Raw genomic sequence first — 17,044 nt, 5'->3', positions numbered from 1 at the left:
CTCATCACGGATGATACGAGAAGAGGATCCGATCATGGCATTCAAGGCGAAATCGGCGGCCGAGACCAAGGCCGCGGATCTGGCATCCGCCCTCATCCGCATCGCCGACCGCGAGGGCGCGCCCTTGAGCATCGGCGTCGACCAGCTTCGACAGAGCCATCCGCGCCTGACGCCTCTGGCGATCGGGCAGACGTTCCGAAAGCACCGGGACGGTCTCGAGGCCGCCTTGCGCGAGCGCGGCTATGCCCTCGTCGACTATGCCGACCAGGGGCCGGGCCGCGGCATGGCGTTCGACATCGACGTCGACGTCGGCTGAGGCGGCCCCCGGTGGCTTGACCACCGGGCATGAAGAACCCGCCGCGGCCGGAGCCGGGCGGGTCGGTCGGGACTTGTCAAGAACAGACCTCGTCGAAGGCCGTCAGGCGTCAGCGGCCGCCGGCGCTGCTGTTGGGGACGGCCTGCTCGGGCTTGCCTGCATTTCCACCCGCGGCCGAGTCCGTCGTCGCCGTCTCGGCACCGGTCGCACCCCGGGAGACGGACACGCTCGGGTCGTTGCCCGTGGTGTTCGGCTGACCCTGGATCACGGTGCCGCGCGGCTGGCCGGGGGCGGCGCCAGGGGCCGTGGCGGGCTGGGCCAGGGCGGACAGGCTGAAGAGGGAAGCGCTGAGGGCGAGGGCGGCAGTTCTGATCATGGGGTGTCCTGATGGCGAGATTACCAGGGCAACAGTCGGTCCGTCTTCGTCGTTCCCATCGGAACCTGTCGATCGGAACTTGCGAATCGGAACTTGCCAATCAAAACCCGCCGCGGCCGGAGCCGGGCGGGCGCGGTGAGACCTAACGGTTGATCGGGCGTCGACCTCAACGGAGGAATTCGACACGAATCGTGGACGATTCGCAGCAACAATCCAGCAACAGGAACCGAAAAACGCGTCGGAGCTTTCGCAGAACCGGGGAAGGCATTCGACGGACGCCCCCCGCGGATGCTGGCACCGAGCAGGACGTGCGTCGCACCGGCAGCATCCCCGCGATGGATTGGCGTTCCGACCATTGGCGGTCAGGGTCGGCTCGCACGGCCGGGATCTTCGCTGTCGCATGCGAAGATCGCCTTACTCGGGCCCCTGTCCTTTCGAGACCTGTCTCGGATAACAGTCGGACGCCGGCGCTGCGAAGATCTTCGCGCGGCATCGCAGGTCTCGCAGACCCGTCCGATCGCCTCGTTGCGACGGGCGTTGCCGCGTTCAGCGATAGAGTCGCGCGCCCATCCTGCGCAGGGCGGACGAGCCGGCCGGTCGGTCGATCGGCCCAATGCCCGTCACGCCGGACGATTCCTGACGATGTCCCAGGGCGAAGCCAGAAAAAACACCCGCCACGGCGTGAACCGCGCGGGTGTCAAGGTAACAGCCCCCGGGTTTCGGGAGGCATGAGATAGACGAACGGCCGAGCCGGAATCATCCGATGGTTGCGCGAACTCCGTGGGCCGGATAGCGCCTCTCCGGGCGACGCGCCGACGCGGGGTGCCTGCTGTCGGGCATGCGCGGGCGGCAGGGCCTCGACCTGGATTGCCGTCGTCACGCCCTATCCGGTGGACGGCGGCCGGGCCGTGTTGCCCTTGAACCGGGGCGGCGCCGGGCTGCCCCGCTACTGGTTGCCGATCGAAGGGCCGCCCGCCGCACCACCGGTCCCGGGCGGCCCGCTGGTTGGCGTGCCGCCGATGTTCAGGCCCGGGCTGCTTCCGGGAATGGAATTGGAGCTCGGATTGCCCACGACGTTCGGTGCGGGGCGACCCACGGCGTCGCTGGCCCGCGGCGCGGCGCTCGGGGCCATGGACGGCGTGGTGACCCCGGTATTTCCCGCTCCGCCGGTGGGCGCGAGCGGTTCCGCCGAGGCCGGATGCGTTAGGGGGGAGGCGGACAGGGCAATTGCCAAGGCGGCGAGGGTCAGAAGGGTGCGGGTCATCGGTCCGTCCATGCAGCTACGATCGATCGGCGACCGCCGGTCGTCCCGGAGGTTCAGCCCACCAGCCAATGGGCGGCGAGCATCACGATCGATCCCGCCACCGCAAACCCGAGCAGGGTCACGCTGCTGACCTGATCCACCTGGTCGACGGTGTTTCCGACGCGGTGTTCGCGGTTCATCGACGTGCTGTGCGGCCCGGTCCGATTGGCGTCGACGTTGCGGACATCGTTCGTGGTCTGGCGGGGTGTGGCATCGAGATGGGTCAGGGTGGTCATCGAAAAAATCCTGTGAGGGCGAATGATCGCGTCGGGGACGCGGTCCGGTGCGGGCTTCGGCTCAGGAAAACGAGCCGAAGCCCTCGAAGTCGGAAGCCGGCGAGACGCGGGCGCCGGACGGCCTGGACGATGGGCCGGCCGCAGGCCCGCCGTGCTCGTCATGAAGCCGCTCGAGGCGCTGGGTCGGGGCGGCGGAACCAGAGTTCTGATCCGCCTCGATCGATGGCCCCGACAGGGCGCGATGGTCGGGCGTGATATGGTTGCGCATGCGGGGAACCCCGTTGGTATGCCACGACTGTCTGAATGTGAGCAGAGAATGTCTCGCAGCGACGGGCGTTCCTTGCCGACGCCTAAGCAAGGAGTCGCAGGCCGCGGCCCGTGCCGAGCCCTTGAACTCGGCGCATCCTCCCCCCGGATCGCCGTCGAGGATGCGCATTCCCGGGCGGGGACGCCGGTGACGAGAGCGACGGACCCTGGAGCCGCTCGTGGCGGCGCCGCGGATCCGGGTTCGCCGACGCACGTCGATCGCGATGCCTCGCCTCCGCGCTGCCGTCGCTGTACCGGGACTGCTCGGGATGGTGTCCGGTGGCCATCCGCGACACCCGAAGCCGCCCGTGACCCTGGCCCCCGTCGCCCCCTCGGGGCAGCGCTTTCCCGCGGCCGGCCATCATGGCGCCACGAACCCGGCCGAAGCAGCCTGAACGCCACGTCAGGGATGGAACTATGCGCTCCGCTACCGGCCGCCTCTGGACGGTTCTGAAGGCCACGTTGGGAATCGGTCTACTGGCGGCCCTGTCGCTGTACTCGGCCAGCGTGGTCGACCAGAGGGGACTGAATCCCTTCGCCGCCGCCCTGGCCGAGCCGGCGACGACCGGAACGGTGAAGGCGAGCCTGGCGCGCTAGCGGAGATCACCCGCCCCTGCCGGGCCTACATGTTCTCGCCGGCATCCGGACTGACGCCGAGTTGCTCGGCCTCGACGGTGGTGTAGCCCTCCAGCCAGTCCGCGCTCTCCTGCGATCCGGCCGGATAGGGATTGGCGGAAACCGGGAGCCCATCGGTCCGGGCGGTACTGCCTTCCAGCCAGATCTTGTTCGAAGCCACGACGGTCATGAGCACACCTCCCGATGCCATGAAACGGTCCATCGGTCGGATGGTTCGAGGGAGCCCGGTGGGGGCCGAGCCCGTCACCATCCCACGCGACCGAGGGCGGGAAGCTTGAGGGCCGGACGCCGCAGATCGAGTCCCGCCACGGCACCGAGCAGGTTCACCTCGAGGCCCTCGACCCAAGCCACCGTCAGCCCGAGATAGCCGCCGAGGTTGAGCCGCAGGCCGGTTCGCGACGGCGTCAGGCCGATCCAGCGGCCGTCGTAGGGGAAGTCCTTGCCGATCGCGGTGGCCGGCAGGCTCGCCGCCATCTCGGGCACCGCGCTCATCACGGCGGCCACGAAGGTGTTCGAGTTCGGACCCGGCCAGACCGTGTAATCGCCCGGCTGCGCGTAGCGGTAGGTCCGGATCGTCTCCCGGATGCGCGGGATCATCGCCTCCGCGGTGGGACCGTCGGCGGCCACGATGGTGTCGGGAACGCTTCCGAACCAGCGCCCGTCCGGCACGAAGCGGTCGATCCAGATCGGCTGGCCCCAGGCCGTGTAGTCAAAGCGCTGATAGGCGGAGGCCCCCGCCTCCTTGACGACGATCCAGCTGTGGGTGGCGAGGATGCCGCGCCAACTCACCGTCCGTGCCGAGAAGATCCGGACGATCGCCTCGGGGTGGGTCGCGGCCGGCGGCAGGAGGCCGGTGCTGGACCGGTCGGCGGAGCGCCAGTCCCCGCGGGTCTGGCGGGCGTAGAGGGCGGCGGAGATCGCGATGGGCGCGAGATAGAGGAGGACGAAGGCGAGAGCGGCGATCTTGAGCAAGGCGGTTCCGAACGGCGGGAGGACCGTGCGCATATGGGGCGCCGGGTCGACGGCGGGAGGGCCACCGCGCACCGCGGGACCCCGGGGGCCCTGCGCGCGGAGGCCCCCGGCCCGGCGCGGACAGGGCTTCCTTAACCACTCGCGCGCTATCCCGGAGATGTGTCGTCCTTCGGTTAACTTGACGGTCCTGCCCGATGAGCCACCACTCGGAAACGCTCGTGATCGGGGCGGGACCCGCCGGCCTGACCGCCGCCTATCTGCTGACGAAGGCCGGGCGTTCGGTGACGGTCCTGGAGAAGGATCCGGCCCAGGTCGGCGGCATCAGCCGCACGGTCGCGCATAACGGCTACCTGTTCGATATCGGCGGTCACCGCTTCTTCTCGAAATCGAAGGCCGTGGTGGATCTCTGGGACGAGCTGCTGCCGGACGACTTCATCGAGCGGCCGCGCCTGTCGCGGATCTTCTACAAGGGCAAGTACTACGCCTATCCGCTCAAGGCCTTCGAGGCCCTGCGCAACCTTGGGATCCTGGAGAGCACCGCCTGCGTCGCCTCCTACCTCTATGCCCGCGCCCGTCCGATCGCGGAGCCGAAGAGCTTCCACGACTGGGTCCGCAACCGCTTCGGCGAACGTCTGTTCTCGATCTTCTTCAAGACCTACACGGAGAAGGTCTGGGGCATGTCCTGCGACGCCATCTCGGCGGACTGGGCGGCCCAGCGCATCAACGGACTCGATCTCGGGGCTGCGATCCGCGACGCGCTGGTTCGCTCCCTCGGCCTGCGCAGGGCGCCGCGCGCCGGCGAGCCCGTGATCAAGACGCTGATCGAGTCCTTCCGCTATCCCCGCAAGGGGCCGGGCATGATGTGGGAGGCGGCCGCCGCGAAGGTGGCGGCCCAGGGCGGAACGCTGCGCCTCGACCGGGGCGTGGACGGCCTGCACTACGAGGTCCGGACCGGCCTCTGGACCGTGACGGCCAAGGCCGCCGACGGCACCCGCGAGACCTTCACGGCGCGCAACGTCATCTCCTCGGCGCCGCTGCGCGAACTCGTCGGATCGCTCTCGCCCGCGCCGATCAGCACCTTCCAGGCCCGCGCCCTGCAGTACCGGGACTTCCTCACCGTGGCGCTGATCGCGCGTTCGGACCGGAATTTCCCCGACAACTGGATCTACATCCACGATCCGTCCGTGCAGGTCGGGCGCGTGCAGAACTTCCGCTCGTGGTCGCCCGAGATGGTGCCGGACGCGGCGCATACCTGCCTCGGCCTGGAGTATTTCTGCTTCGAGGGCGACGGGCTCTGGGCACAGTCCGATGCCGACCTCATCGCGCTGGCCAAGCGCGAGATCGGCCAGATCGGGCTGATCCGCTCCGAGGACGTGGTCGACGCCTGCGTCGTGCGTCAGCCCAAGGCCTATCCGGTCTACGACGAGGACTACAAGGCCCACGTCGCCACCATCCGGCGGGACCTCGAACAGGCCTATCCGAGCCTGCACCTCGTCGGGCGCAACGGCATGCACAAGTACAACAACCAGGACCACGCGATGATGACCGCGATGCTCACGGTGGAGAACATCCTCGCCGGGGAGCGCCGCTACGATCCGTGGTGCGTGAACGAGGATGCGGAATACACCGAGGCGGGCGTCTCGGGCGCACAGGACGCCCTGACGAGCGAGCGCATGGTGCCGCGCCGGGCAGCCTGACGATGCGCGCGGCGTCCGGGACCTCCGACCCCCTGGTGGCCGTCCCGGATACCGTCCCCATGCCCGGAGCCGTTCCGCGCTGGGCGGCGGTCCTGCGCCGCTCGGCTTGGCCGGCGCTCGGCATGGGGGGTCTCTATCTCCTGCTGCATCCCTACGAGGGGATCGACGGCGATGCCCGCATCTACGTGGGGCGGGCCCTCGCCGACCTCGATCCGGACGGGGTCGGACGCGACCTCATGTTCACCCATGACGGGCAGTCGCGCTTCAGCCTGTTCCCCGTCGCCTTACGGGCGCTGGTGGGGGCGCTGGGGCCCGGTCCGGCGGCCCTGGCCGTCAGCCTCGTCGGGCTGATCGCCTGGTTCTGCGCCGCCTCGGCCCTGGCCGCGGCCCTGGGCGCCGGCCGGCGGCGCTGGGTCGTCCTCGCGGCGATGGCGGTCCTGTCCGCCTCTTACGGCTATCCCGGCATCTTCCGCGTCGGCGAGGCGCTGGCGACGCCCCGGACGCTCGCGGAGGCGGCGGTCCTCGCCGGTCTCGCGGCGAGCCTGTCCGGCCGCCGCGCAGGGGCCCTGGCCTTCATGGCCCTGGGAGGCCTCGTCCACCCGATCATGGGGCTGGCCGGCCTGGCGGTGCTCGTCCTCGCCCTGGTGGCGGAGAACCGGCGCTGGCTGCTGGTCCTGGTCCCGGGTCTCCTCGCCATCCTGGTGGCCGCCCGCCTCGGCGTGCCGCTGTTCGCGCGCCTGCTGCAGCCCGTCGATCCCGCCTTCCTCGAGATCCTGCGCCAGCGCTGTGCCGACCTCTTCCCCACGCTCTGGCCGAGCCAGGCCTGGGGTCCGCCCCTCGTGCAGGCCGCCACGATCCTCGTCGCCGCGACCCGTGTTCCGATCCGGGCTCGGAGGCTCCTCCTGGCCGCGCTCCTGGCGGGCGCCGGCGGGGTGGCGGCCACCACGGTGTTCGAGGAGCAATGGTCGTCGCTCCTGGTGATCCAGGTCCAGCCCTGGCGCTTCCTCTGGGTAACCTCCGTCCTCGGCGCCGCCGCCCTGGGCCTGTGCGCCAGCATCCTCCCGCGTGGGACGCCGGGCGACCGGATCACCCTCGCCCTCCTGGGGCTCGCCTGGGTGTTCTCCACCGACCTGCCCATCGCGGCGGCCGCCGGCCTCCTCGCCGTCGGGGTCCACGCGGCGCTCCGCCGGGACCGGCTGGCGCCGTCGCGCGGCCTGATGCGCGCGACCCTGGGTCTGGTCGGCCTCCTCGTCGCCGGCCGCCTCCTCCTCGAAGCGCTCGCCCTCGGCTGGCTCGCCGCGAACCGGACCGAGGGTGCCCATCTCGGCCTTAGCCTGATCCGAAGTTTCCCGATCGTGCCGTCGCTCGCCTTCGGGGCCGGCCTCGCGTGGCTCGCCGCCGAGCGGTCCCGGGTCGCGCGGCCGGTCCTGGCCGTGGCGCTGGTCATCGCCCTCCTGGGCCTCTGGGACGAGCGCGCGCGGGCGTTCCGGCGGATCGAGGACCGCACCCTGCTGCCCGGTCTCGTCGAGGCCATCGCGCGCCGGCCGGGCGAGGTGCTCTGGCTGGACGGGCGGGCCGAGACCTGGCTGACGCTGGGCCGCCCGAGCTGGATCACCAACCTTCAGGGCGCCAGCATCGTCTTCTCGCGCTCTCTGGCGATGCTGTGGTCCGAGCGGATCGACCGGCTCATCGCCCTCGGCCTCGCCACCGAGGCCCAGCGCAGGCCGTTCGCGCCTCCGGTGCCCCCGCGGGCCGACGACCTGCCGGCCGGTGCGGTCGCGACGCTCTGTGCGGCTCCGGACGGGCCCGCCTGGATCGTGGTGCCCCTGCGGGAGGGCCAGGCGCCGCCGGACGGAGCGCGCGTCTTCCCGCTCGCGGAACCCTATGTGAAACCGATGGCGACGGTCGAGGGCATGGGCTGGCAGAGCGTGACCGCCTACGGGCTGCTCACCTGCCGCGCCTGAGTCCGATCCCGCGCCGCGGCTCAATCCCCGCGAAGGAGCACGAGGACCGTGAGCACCGCGATCGGGATGACGAGGCAGCCGAACGAGACGGCGGCGACGCCGAAGGCCCCCGCGAGGGCGCCGACGGCGAAGGCCAGTACCGCGGGCAGCATCCGGCGCATCCGCCCCCGCGCAGCCCCGTCCGGCGGCACGGCGCCCCGCGCCCAGTCGACAAGGTCTATCACCGCCTGGGTGACGTTGACCGTCATCACCGTGGTGGCGGCGAGATGCGCGAGGCCGAGGCGTCCGATGGCGTTCTGGACTCCCATCGCCGCGACGCCGAGCATCCCGACCGTCACCGCCGCCGCGCCATCGGGGGAGCCGAGGGGCGAGAGGGCGAGACCGACGACGCAGAAGGCGGCCAGCAAGGCGATCTCGAGGGCCAGCAGCCAGCGCAGGGGCGCCCGGCCGCGGCGCTCCAGGGCCAGGGCGAGGAGCCGGGTGGCCGCGACCGCCCCCACGAAGGCCGGCAGGGCGAGGAGCTTGGCGACCACGCCGGTCGAGGTCGAGACGAGTTCGGCCCCCAGCAGCACGAAGTTGCCGGTCACGTGAGCGGTGAACAGGCCCGTCAGGGCGATGAAGGCGGCCGCGTCGACGAAGCCGGCCACGAAGGCGAGACCGATCCCGGCGGCGAGGTCCGTGTCGATGCGGAGGGGGCCCGACCCGCGCGTGCGGGAACGCTCGTTCGAAGAGGAGATCGGTGCCATCCGGTGCGTCTGCTGAGGATCCAGGGTGGAGGGATGTCGAATCGGCCGCCCCCCCATGCGCCGCCGGTTCTCGCCGAACCCGCGGCGAAACGGAAGCATCGGGGTACGGGATCATGGTCGGAGGATTTGAGCCTGCGTGCTTCGACCCGTGACCCTCCTCGCGGAACGGGGTGGAATCCTTCGGAGAGGCCAAAGAAAGCTTGCGACGACCGCAGGAGTCCCTGAACCGCTGGCGGGGCCGTTCGTTGTGTCGGCATGACCCATGCTGCAACTGATCCCGCCCCCGCCGAGTCCCGAATCGCGGACGCGCGCCACCGTGAACTCGCGACCGAGCACCTCCTGTTCGGAACGATCCGGTTCCTGGCCCAGGAACATCCGGACCTGCTCAAGAGCCTGGAGGCGAGCGTCGACCACCTCTGGGACAAGGCCGACGACGACACCCGGGACGACGAGGCCGTGCGCGAGGTCGCACGCCGCTTCCTCAAGAGCCTGCGGGCCGAGCGCTGATCCTCCGGCCGCGCGGCCCCGGCCCGAACGTCCGTGCCACGCGTCCGTTCTCAACGCGACAGGAGGTCCCCATGGCGCACAATGCGATGATGGCCACAGCCATCCGACGCACCACGCTCTCCGCCACCCTCGTTCTGGGCACCCTCGTTCTGGGCCTCGGCGGCGGCGCGCTGGCCCGGGGCGGCAGCGGCGGCGGCGACGGCCTGTCGCCCTACGCCGCCCTGAGCGGCAACGACCGCTCGGCCGGCGTGAACAACGGCAACTACCGCGATCCCGCCCTCGACCCGTATCTGGGCGCCTACGAGGGCCGCTACGATCGGCCGGTTCGCGCGCGCCCTCGCCCGAGCCGGCAGCCCTATGACGGCACGCCGTACTGACACGGCACGCCCTGACGACCGGTGCGGAGGGAGCGGCGCCGAGGGGGTCCGAGGCTTTCCGTCCCGAGAGGATCGGATCGGAGGGTCCGTCTGCGGCACGCTCCCATGGGACGAGCGGCGCCAGACCCGGAATCCGCCGGCGCCCATGCCCTGCCGGAGGTAGAGCGGGTCCGGTCCGATCGGAATGGGAAACGCGCCGGTTGGCGGCAGGCGGCCGTATCTGCGGGCGACGATCGACTCGCGCGCTTTCGCCTCCTCGTCCATGCGGGCACAGGCGCGGGCGGGCCGACGCATTCCGTCCGCGGCGGACGCAACCGATCCCGGGCCGGGAACTTGCGTTCTCGCCGCGACGGCCGCGCCTCGGCCACCAGGAGTGCCCCATGGATACCCCCGCCCTGCCGCCATCCGCGTTCGACGCCCCCGCCATCCTTCTGTCGGGGACGGTCGACCAGGAGATGTACCGGGATTTCCGCCGCCAGCTCGACGCGGTCGGCGACCGAACCCTCGTGGTGGTCGAGCTGACGACGCTCGGCGGCGATCCCGAGGTCGCCCGAATGATGGGCGAGGACATCCGCTTCAAGACCGGCCTCCTGACGGATCGCCGGTTCGTCTTCCTCGGTAAGGCCGCGATCTACTCGGCCGGGACCACCTTCATGAGCTTCTTCGCCCGGTCGAACCGCTATCTCACCCGGGGCACGCGGCTGATGATCCACGAGCGCAAGCTCGACAAGCAGGTGGTCCTCAACGGACCGCTCACGACCTGCATCGCCAGCGTGAAGGCCGCCCTGCACGAGATCGAGTGCTCCATCGCGATCCAGAACGAGGGCTTCGCCAACCTCATCCGGGGCTCGCAGGTGACCCTGGACACGGTGCTGCAGCGGGCTCCCGAGAACTGGTACATTGAGGCGAGCGAGGCGCAGGAACTGGACCTGATCGAGGGGATCCTCTGAGCGGCCAGGGCCGCCCGGCCCGTCAGCCCGTCCCGTCGACCGGCAGGCGCTCCGGTGCGGCCTCCTCGGCGCGATCCGCCGGGAAGGCGGTGCGCAGGAGCGCCACCTGCCGGCTCAGCGCCCGCTCGCCAGCCTCGCGGCCACATTTCTCCACGTGGACCCCGCGGTTGACGACCTGAAGGTTCGGGGCGCCCCAGAAGCCGAGCAGCGTCGGCCAGGGATCGTCCCGGTGCTCCCGCCAGACGCGGTAGAGGGGCACGCGATGGTCGACCTCGGCGGTCTTGAACAACCGCTTGCCCGAGGCGGCGCAGCGGTGGCGCTGATGCGCCTTCAGAACCTTCACCTGGTCGCTGGGCGCCACCCAGAGCTTCCAGGCGGCGACACAGGCCGCGTGCCAGCGCGCATTCTTGTTCGGGACGCCCCCCCCCCAGAGATCCCGGTGCCAACCGAAGCGGAAGACCGGCTGCCCGCAGATGCAGCAATGGCCCTTGCCGCGCGCATGGGCCGGCTCCCGGAAGGGCGAGGGCGGCATCCGGAAGGTGGCGGCGAGGCCGGATCCCTTCTCGGTGCCGAGACGCCAGGTCCAGCCCTCGGGATGGCCCGAGCGTGTGGCGAGGGCCCGCGCCAGCCGGTCCGCGCGCAGGAGATGCGCACGCCAGTAGCTCTCCACCGCGAGGCGCGGCGTCGGCGGGATCAGCGGGCGCGACAGGGCGTGCCGCAGGACGGGGGCCGGGAAGATGCCCGGCAGGGCGCGGTCGAGGCGCGCGCGCGCGGCGACGTTCCGCTCGGCCCGCCACTCCGATGCGGCGCTCACGCCTGAACGAGGCTGTCGTCGGCGGGCGCGGGCGTGGCGACCGGCGCCGGGCGTCCCGCGACCGCATCCGCGAGGCGGTTCAGGCGTCGACCCAGATCGATGACCTCGTTCAAGGCAATGGATTTCTCGCCATTCTTGACGGCACGGGTGATATCGCTGAGTTGCAGCTTGGAAATACGAAGCAACTCGGCGGCAAGCTGGTCTCTGGTCATCGTGCGGATCGCGGAGTTTGGTGGGCGGCGGGGTTCGCGAGAGTTAGGGCGTAACGGTTACCGAGGCGTTGCCGTGCGGGGGCGGCGGCCCCGGAGAAGGTCTTATCTCGGTCGCCGATCGCAGCGCGTCCGATTGCTTGCGTGTCGGGCGCGGCGGCGGCCTCGACGGCCTCGACGATGGTATGTCGTGAACCGCCATCGTGGAAACTGAGGCGGAACGCTTTATTGTCCTGGGCCGACGGCGCTGGCACCAAGAACCCTTTGCCGCCGCGCCGGCAGCGCGCTCAACTGGGATGGCGCGCCCTCATACTGATCTCTTGCATCGATCACAGAACCGTGAGTTGTCTCGCGCGTTCGGAACGCCCATCCCGGGGGGTGTGAGAATGGGTCGATTGGGATTTGTCCGATGGGCCCTCTGATCCATCCGGTCGGGTTCAGTCAGACGTGTCGCTTCCGTCGTTTGCCTTTTCCACCCAGGAGGTCGGTGCGGAGTTCGCATTCGAGGCGTATCGCGACCTCTATGCCGGCGGCGCCGATGTCGCACGGATCGGCCCGGATTTCTCCGCGCAGGTGCAGGCCTACCGGCTGGATCGGATGATCCTGTTCAAGCGCCAGCTGAACGGGCTTCAGCACAGCCGATCCCCGCAGCGGGTGCGCCGGGACGGCTTCGACCATATCACGCTCCACCTGCTCCTCGAGGGCGACCTCCTGGCTGGCCCGCCCGGGCACGAGCGCCGCGTCCGACCGGGGGAGATCCTGGTCTGCGACAACACGCTGCCACACCAGAGCCGGGCGCACCGCGTGCGGCAGATCTCGACGCCGGTGGCGCGCGAGCTCATCGAGCCCCTGGTCCCCGACCTGCGCAAATTCCATGGGGCGATCCTTCCGGAGACCGTGGGCGGCCTCGTGGCCGATTTCATCGTGTCCCTGACCCGCCGCTCGGAGACCCTCGACGGTTCGGTGGTCTCGCGGTCGAGCGCGGTCCTCGGCATGCTGCTGGCCGCCGCGCTGCGCGGCCATGCCGCCCCCACCGAGGCGATCGTCTGGGCCGCCGTCCACGATGGCCCCGACGACGCCGCCCGCCGCCGCGAGGCCGAGGCCCACGTGGAGCGGCACCTCGCGGATCGCGACCTCAGCGCCGAGACCATCGCGGCGGAACTGGGGATTTCGCGGAGTCGCCTCTACCGGGCCTTCCTGCCGGATGGCGGGGTCGCGCGCTTCGTGCAGCAGCGCCGCCTGGAACGGGTGCGCGATGCCCTCCGGCGCCAGGGCGAAACGCGCTCGATCGCCACCCTCGCCTACGCCTACGGTTTTGCCAGCGAGCAGCATTTCAACCGCGCCTTCCGGACGGCGTTCGGCCGCCCGCCCGGACAGTTCCGGACCCATATCCAGCAGCTGCGCGGCGACCCGCATGCCCGGGGCGATCGATCCTGGCCCCTCGCGGCCTGGCACAGCGAGCTCTACTGATGCCCCTCGACTCCGGCGTGCGTCGACCTCCTCGCGCGTCGCGGACCGCCCCTCGCGCGTCGCGGACCGTATGAGCGAGACCGCCGGACGGCGTCCGCTCACGGCTCCGGCACGCAGGGTCCTGGGGTTCGGCCCCCTGGTCCTGCTCATCCTGGCGCAGCTCTCGGCGGCCAGCGACCGGTTCCTGATCACCCTCGTGACGACCCCGGTGAAGCAGGATCTCGCCCTCAGCGACGCCCAGCTCGGCCTGCTCCACGGCTCGGCCTTCGTCATCCTGTACGCGCTGACCATGCCGCTCTTCGGCAGCTTGGCGGATCGGGGGCACCAGCGGACGATCCTGCTCGCCAGCATCGGCCTCTGGACCTTGGCGACCCTCGGATTCGGACTCGCGGGCTCCTTCGCGGTGCTGTTCCTCAGCCGGTTCGTCCTCGGACTGGGACAGGCCGGTCTCGCGCCGGCCTCGCTGTCGCTCATCGCCCACGGCTCCGAGCAGGGCCGCATGGCCCGGAACGTGTCGCTGTACACGGCGGGAGGCAGCCTCGGGCAGAGCTTCGCCCTGCTCGCCGGCGGTGCGGTCCTGGCCTGGCTCGTCCTGCGCGGCGGCCTGGCGTTTCCCGGCCTCGACCCGCTGCCGCCCTGGCGCGCCCTGTTCCTGCTCGCCTGCCTGCCCAACCTCGTGCTGATCCTCGGCGCGGTGGCCGTCCGGCTGCCGCGGGCGCCACCCGCCGCCAGGGCGGGGCTGAACCCCGCCTGGGCGTGGGTCCTGCGGCGGCGGCGGATCTACCTGCCCCACTTCGCAGCCGCGGCCTGCGCCGTCCTGATGGGTCGGACCCTGGCCGCCTGGGGGCCGACCCTCTACGTGCGAAACCACGGCATGAGCCCCGCGGAGAGCGGCGTGGTTCTAGGCGGCCTGCTGCTGATCGGCGGTCCGCTCGGCCATCTGTCCGCAGGCCTGCTCCTGGACCGGGTGGCGCGGGCGCGCCGGCGTGCGGCCGCCTCGCGCCTGCTCGGTCTCAGCCTGATGGCGGCCCTGCCGCCCGCCATCGTGATGGCGGTGGCCGCCGACCGGACGCTCTCGCTCGCCGCCTTCACCCTCCTCACGGCCGTGATCGGGTTCACCGCCCCCCCCGCCGTGACGGGGGTGCAGCTCCTCACGCCCGTCAGCCTCCGCGGGCGGGTCAGCGCCCTCTTCATCGCCGCCGTGACCCTGACGGCCTCGGGCACCGGGCCGCCCCTCCTGGGGTTCCTGGCCGACACCGTCTTCGGCGCCGAACACCTCGGACGGGCCCTGATGGTGCTGTACGGCCTGGTGGGTATCCCCGGGATCCTCCTGGCCTTTCGGGCGGCCCGGATGGGCCGTCCACTCACCGGCGCAGGGCGCTGAGCCAGGACGAGACCGGATCGAGGACGTCGCTGGCGACGGAGGCGGCCCAGGCGCGCGCCCGCTCGGTCAGGGCGGGACGTCGGGCCGGCTCGCCCGCGCGCGCCTCGCGCGATCCGGCATCGACCTCCGTCATCGCCGCGGCCACGAAGGCATCTTCCTGGGCCTGGCAGGCATCGAGGGCGTTGCGCTGGGAGCCGGCGCGGCTCTGCGTCCGCGGCTGCTGCGCGAACGCGTCCCGCACGCAGGCGTGCCAGGTCTGTTCGAGGGCGGCGAGCCCGGCCTCGGACCGGCCAGGCACCTGCGCCGTCGCCGCCTGTGGCGCGAGGCTGATCAGCAGGAAGGCGGAGCGGACGGTCATCGACATGGAGGGGAGTATGGCCGTCCGGCCCGTCGCAGCCTAGAACAAAAGCGCAACACCCGGGGAGCCGCGATCGCCCGTCCGCCGGATCGTCCCCCGGCCGGGACCGAATGCCGGGCCGCCCGCGCTGGGCGCTTCGGATCCGTCCGGGTCGATCGCGCGATCAGACCACGATCGCGAAATCCTGATACTGGAGAAGCGGGTTGTTGGAGAAGGTGGCCACCTGTTGGGCGGCCGCACTCCCGATGCCGTCCGCGTCCCAGCTCAGCGTGTGCGACCCCGAATTGAAGACGAACTCCGCGTGCGCCTTCGTGGCGAGACCGGTGGCGCTCGTCTCGAACCAGTCGCTCGCGAGCGTGCCGACGGGAAGCCCGTAGTCGGAGGCGTGCACCTGGATCTTGTCGCCCTGCGCCCGCGAGAAGTCGCGCACGAGGTCGATGCCCTGACCGGCCTTGCTGAAGAGGAAGGCGTCGGCGCCGAGCCCGCCCGTCAGGATATCGTTTCCGGCCTTGCCCTCCAGGATATCGGCGCCGTCGCCGCCGGCGAGCGTGTTCGCCGCGCTGTTTCCGGTCAGGACGTTCGCCAGGGCATTGCCCGTTCCGTTGATGGCGTTCGTCCCCGTCAGGACGAGCTTCTCGACATTCGCCGCCAGCGTGTAGGTCACCGCGCTCTGAACGGTGTCGATCCCCGCATTCACGGCCTCGATGATCCGGTCTCCGGAGTTGTCGACGATGTAGGTGTCGTTGCCGCTGAGGCCTTGCAGCGTGTCGGCGCCGGCCCCGGCATTGATCGTATCCGCGCCGTCCGTTCCGAAGATCCAATCGCTCGCGGTCGTTCCGACCGGCGCCGACGCGAGGACGATGGAGACGTTGTGCTGTCCCAGTCCGGTCAGGGTCAGATCCAGGTTGGCGCCGGAGAGGCTCGCGCCATCCGTTCCGGTGATCTGCACCATCTGCCCGACATGGGACTTCAGCTGGATGATGTCGTGGCCCTCACCGACGACCGAGTAACTGAGGTTGGTGCCGTCGCCGGTCACGCTGAGGAGGTCGGACCGGTCCGCAAGGGTCGTCAGGTGGGTGACGTCGTCCGGCGTGCCGTCGAGGGCGATCTTGAAGGTCCCGCCCGCCTTCGGCACGAAGACGCTGTTGCTGTCGTAGGCGTACCAGCCGGCCACGCTCTTGATCGTATGGCCGCTGCCGATATCGAGGGCGAACTTGCCGAGATCTCCGGCCGCGGTGGTCGCCGACGCGGTGAGGACGTTCGCGGCCGCATCGAAGCTGTAGCTGACGTCGGACTTCTCGAGGGTCGCGGTGCGCTGGGCCAGATCGTTCAGGGTCACGAATTCCGAACCCGCCTGCGCGGCCCGTGCGATGAAATCCGTGAACATCTGCTGGGTGTAGCCGGCATCCGTCGTATCGGTCAGCCAATTCGTCGGACCGTAATCGTGCCAGGGCCAGACCACGACCGGCAGGTCGGAATGCGCCGTCAGCGTCGCCCACTCCTTGGCCCACGCTGCGGAGGCCTGCGCGGCGGTGAGGTGCTGGTAGCCCACGAGGGTGAAGTCGAAGGAGGTATTGGGCGCGATGTAAACCGATTTCATATCGGTGGCCGTCGGGCTGAGATAGCCGATCGCCCCCGGATACCCGGCGCCGATCAGGGAGGCGCCGCCGGAGATGTAGGGATAGTACTGCGCGATCTGCCGCGCGGTGGCGAGATTTTCTCCCGCCCCGGGAACGGCGGCACCGATATTGGTCAAACCGAGCTGCTGCTCGATGATCGCGCGGGATTGCTGGAATTCGGTCTGGAATTGGGCCGCGGTGAGGAGGTTGGTGTTCTCGGGATGGGTTAGGGAATGCGAGCCGATCTCGTTCCCCATCGCCAGCATCTGGTTGTAGTACTTCTTCGAGTAGGTCCAGTCCGTGACCTCGCCCTCGGCCGGATTGTTGCCGACATCGATGTAGTAAGATCCGACGAAGTTGTAGGCCTGCTTCCACTGCGTCAGGATCGGCAGGAGCTTGTCGTAGATTCCCGATCCGGAGGCCGGCCGGACATCATCGGTGTACATGGCCTGATCCATGTCCACGCGGGCGGCGACGATCGCCTTGTTCCGGCTCATGTGGAGGCTGACATCCGGCCCCGTCGCCGGCGCCATGGTCCAATCCAGGGCGTGGGCCAGCATGTTGTTGTCGGCGAGCATGCCGTCCGTGGCGAAGTGAACGTTCTTGCCCCCGGTCTGCGTCGCCATCACCGCGATGTTGGATTGCCCGTTGACGATCTGATTGGCGAGCGTCGTTCCGAGCCCGTCCGTACTGGTGAAGTAGGAGGTGCTGATGTTCGTGTACTGGCGGATCGACTCGCCGGCCGTGTACCCGGCCATGACGGGATTGGTCGTGGCCGCCGCCTTGACCTCGACGTTCGCCCCG

At 70.5% G+C, this 17,044-nt stretch carries 20 protein-coding genes; 9 read left to right on the top strand and 11 right to left on the bottom strand.

What is annotated here, in order from left to right:
* The first annotated feature begins 34 nt into the window (after positions 1-34).
* Complete coding sequence (locus AC6EUL_RS14400; protein WP_056275908.1) at positions 35-316, top strand: hypothetical protein; 282 nt, start codon at positions 35-37, stop codon at positions 314-316.
* A 109-nt stretch (positions 317-425) separates the two neighbouring features.
* On the opposite strand, the gene AC6EUL_RS14395 is transcribed toward AC6EUL_RS14400, so the two are convergent.
* The 4 genes from AC6EUL_RS14395 to AC6EUL_RS14380 all read right to left on the bottom strand — a co-directional run bounded on the left by AC6EUL_RS14395 (position 426) and on the right by AC6EUL_RS14380 (position 2,499).
* Positions 426-692 (bottom strand): hypothetical protein, encoded by a 267-nt coding sequence (locus tag AC6EUL_RS14395; RefSeq protein WP_156648110.1) that lies wholly within the window; start codon positions 690-692, stop codon positions 426-428.
* Positions 693-1,638: 946 nt separating this feature from the next.
* A complete protein-coding gene (locus tag AC6EUL_RS14390) occupies positions 1,639-1,956 on the bottom strand; it encodes a hypothetical protein (protein WP_499870842.1) in 318 nt (105 codons plus the stop codon).
* Positions 1,957-2,009: 53 nt separating this feature from the next.
* Positions 2,010-2,231: a hypothetical protein gene (locus AC6EUL_RS14385; RefSeq protein ID WP_056216093.1), complete on the bottom strand. Its 222-nt coding sequence runs from the start codon at positions 2,229-2,231 to the stop codon at positions 2,010-2,012.
* 61 nt (positions 2,232-2,292) lie between these two features.
* Positions 2,293-2,499 (bottom strand): hypothetical protein, encoded by a 207-nt coding sequence (locus AC6EUL_RS14380; RefSeq protein WP_499870840.1) that lies wholly within the window; start codon positions 2,497-2,499, stop codon positions 2,293-2,295.
* 455 nt (positions 2,500-2,954) lie between these two features.
* Between AC6EUL_RS14380 and AC6EUL_RS14375 the strand changes: the two genes are divergently transcribed.
* Positions 2,955-3,134 (top strand): hypothetical protein, encoded by a 180-nt coding sequence (locus tag AC6EUL_RS14375; protein WP_056494159.1) that lies wholly within the window; start codon positions 2,955-2,957, stop codon positions 3,132-3,134.
* Positions 3,135-3,159: 25 nt separating this feature from the next.
* Here the strand turns inward: AC6EUL_RS14375 and AC6EUL_RS14370 are convergent, their stop codons facing one another.
* Positions 3,160-3,342, bottom strand: a complete 183-nt coding sequence (locus AC6EUL_RS14370) for a hypothetical protein (RefSeq protein WP_056216177.1) — start codon at positions 3,340-3,342, stop codon at positions 3,160-3,162.
* 74 nt (positions 3,343-3,416) lie between these two features.
* A complete protein-coding gene (locus tag AC6EUL_RS14365; protein ID WP_056216097.1) occupies positions 3,417-4,178 on the bottom strand; it encodes a DUF3750 domain-containing protein in 762 nt (253 codons plus the stop codon).
* Between the two features lie 161 nt (positions 4,179-4,339).
* On the opposite strand from AC6EUL_RS14365, the gene AC6EUL_RS14360 reads away from it, so the two are divergent.
* Positions 4,340-5,842, top strand: coding sequence for an NAD(P)/FAD-dependent oxidoreductase (locus AC6EUL_RS14360; RefSeq protein WP_056275925.1), 1,503 nt, complete (start codon positions 4,340-4,342; stop codon positions 5,840-5,842).
* A 59-nt stretch (positions 5,843-5,901) separates the two neighbouring features.
* Positions 5,902-7,806, top strand: a complete 1,905-nt coding sequence (locus tag AC6EUL_RS14355; protein WP_499870837.1) for a hypothetical protein — start codon at positions 5,902-5,904, stop codon at positions 7,804-7,806.
* A 20-nt stretch (positions 7,807-7,826) separates the two neighbouring features.
* Here AC6EUL_RS14355 and AC6EUL_RS14350 read toward each other — a convergent pair whose 3' ends face one another.
* Positions 7,827-8,552: a YoaK family protein gene (locus AC6EUL_RS14350; protein ID WP_082504422.1), complete on the bottom strand. Its 726-nt coding sequence runs from the start codon at positions 8,550-8,552 to the stop codon at positions 7,827-7,829.
* A gap of 255 nt (positions 8,553-8,807) precedes the next feature.
* Here AC6EUL_RS14350 and AC6EUL_RS14345 point away from each other — a divergent pair, with 255 nt between their 5' ends.
* The 3 genes from AC6EUL_RS14345 to AC6EUL_RS14335 all read left to right on the top strand — a co-directional run bounded on the left by AC6EUL_RS14345 (position 8,808) and on the right by AC6EUL_RS14335 (position 10,386).
* Entirely contained in the window at positions 8,808-9,059 is a 252-nt protein-coding gene (locus AC6EUL_RS14345) for a hypothetical protein (protein WP_056216104.1), read from the top strand.
* Between the two features lie 71 nt (positions 9,060-9,130).
* Complete coding sequence (locus tag AC6EUL_RS14340) at positions 9,131-9,436, top strand: hypothetical protein (protein ID WP_407067288.1); 306 nt, start codon at positions 9,131-9,133, stop codon at positions 9,434-9,436.
* Positions 9,437-9,816: 380 nt separating this feature from the next.
* A complete protein-coding gene (locus AC6EUL_RS14335) occupies positions 9,817-10,386 on the top strand; it encodes a type II and III secretion system protein family protein (protein WP_056382029.1) in 570 nt (189 codons plus the stop codon).
* Positions 10,387-10,408: 22 nt separating this feature from the next.
* Here AC6EUL_RS14335 and AC6EUL_RS14330 read toward each other — a convergent pair whose 3' ends face one another.
* Both AC6EUL_RS14330 and AC6EUL_RS14325 read right to left on the bottom strand, forming a co-directional pair.
* A complete protein-coding gene (locus AC6EUL_RS14330) occupies positions 10,409-11,200 on the bottom strand; it encodes a hypothetical protein (RefSeq protein ID WP_499870833.1) in 792 nt (263 codons plus the stop codon).
* Entirely contained in the window at positions 11,197-11,412 is a 216-nt protein-coding gene (locus AC6EUL_RS14325; protein ID WP_056216109.1) for a hypothetical protein, read from the bottom strand. The genes AC6EUL_RS14330 and AC6EUL_RS14325 overlap by 4 nt, the downstream gene beginning before the upstream one ends.
* 444 nt (positions 11,413-11,856) lie before the next feature.
* On the opposite strand from AC6EUL_RS14325, the gene AC6EUL_RS14320 reads away from it, so the two are divergent.
* Positions 11,857-12,879 carry a helix-turn-helix domain-containing protein gene (locus AC6EUL_RS14320; protein WP_056216111.1) on the top strand — a complete coding sequence of 341 codons (1,023 nt, stop codon included), beginning with the start codon at positions 11,857-11,859 and terminating at the stop codon, positions 12,877-12,879.
* Between the two features lie 70 nt (positions 12,880-12,949).
* Positions 12,950-14,263 carry an MFS transporter gene (locus AC6EUL_RS14315; RefSeq protein WP_499870831.1) on the top strand — a complete coding sequence of 438 codons (1,314 nt, stop codon included), beginning with the start codon at positions 12,950-12,952 and terminating at the stop codon, positions 14,261-14,263.
* Here AC6EUL_RS14315 and AC6EUL_RS14310 read toward each other — a convergent pair.
* Together AC6EUL_RS14310 and AC6EUL_RS14305 are read right to left on the bottom strand one after the other, a co-directional pair.
* On the bottom strand, positions 14,244-14,627 hold the full coding sequence (locus tag AC6EUL_RS14310) for a hypothetical protein (RefSeq protein WP_056216114.1): 384 nt from the start codon (positions 14,625-14,627) through the stop codon (positions 14,244-14,246). The two genes, AC6EUL_RS14315 and AC6EUL_RS14310, sit on opposite strands and share 20 nt — an antisense overlap.
* Positions 14,628-14,784: 157 nt before the next feature.
* Positions 14,785-17,044 (bottom strand): polysaccharide deacetylase family protein (locus AC6EUL_RS14305; RefSeq protein ID WP_499870829.1); only part of this gene is annotated, 2,260 nt, incomplete at its 5' end.

This window comes from Methylobacterium sp. 001424705, from assembly GCF_059816145.1.
Note: the sequence above shows the minus strand (reverse complement) of the source record. Positions and strands in the feature narration are given on the sequence as shown.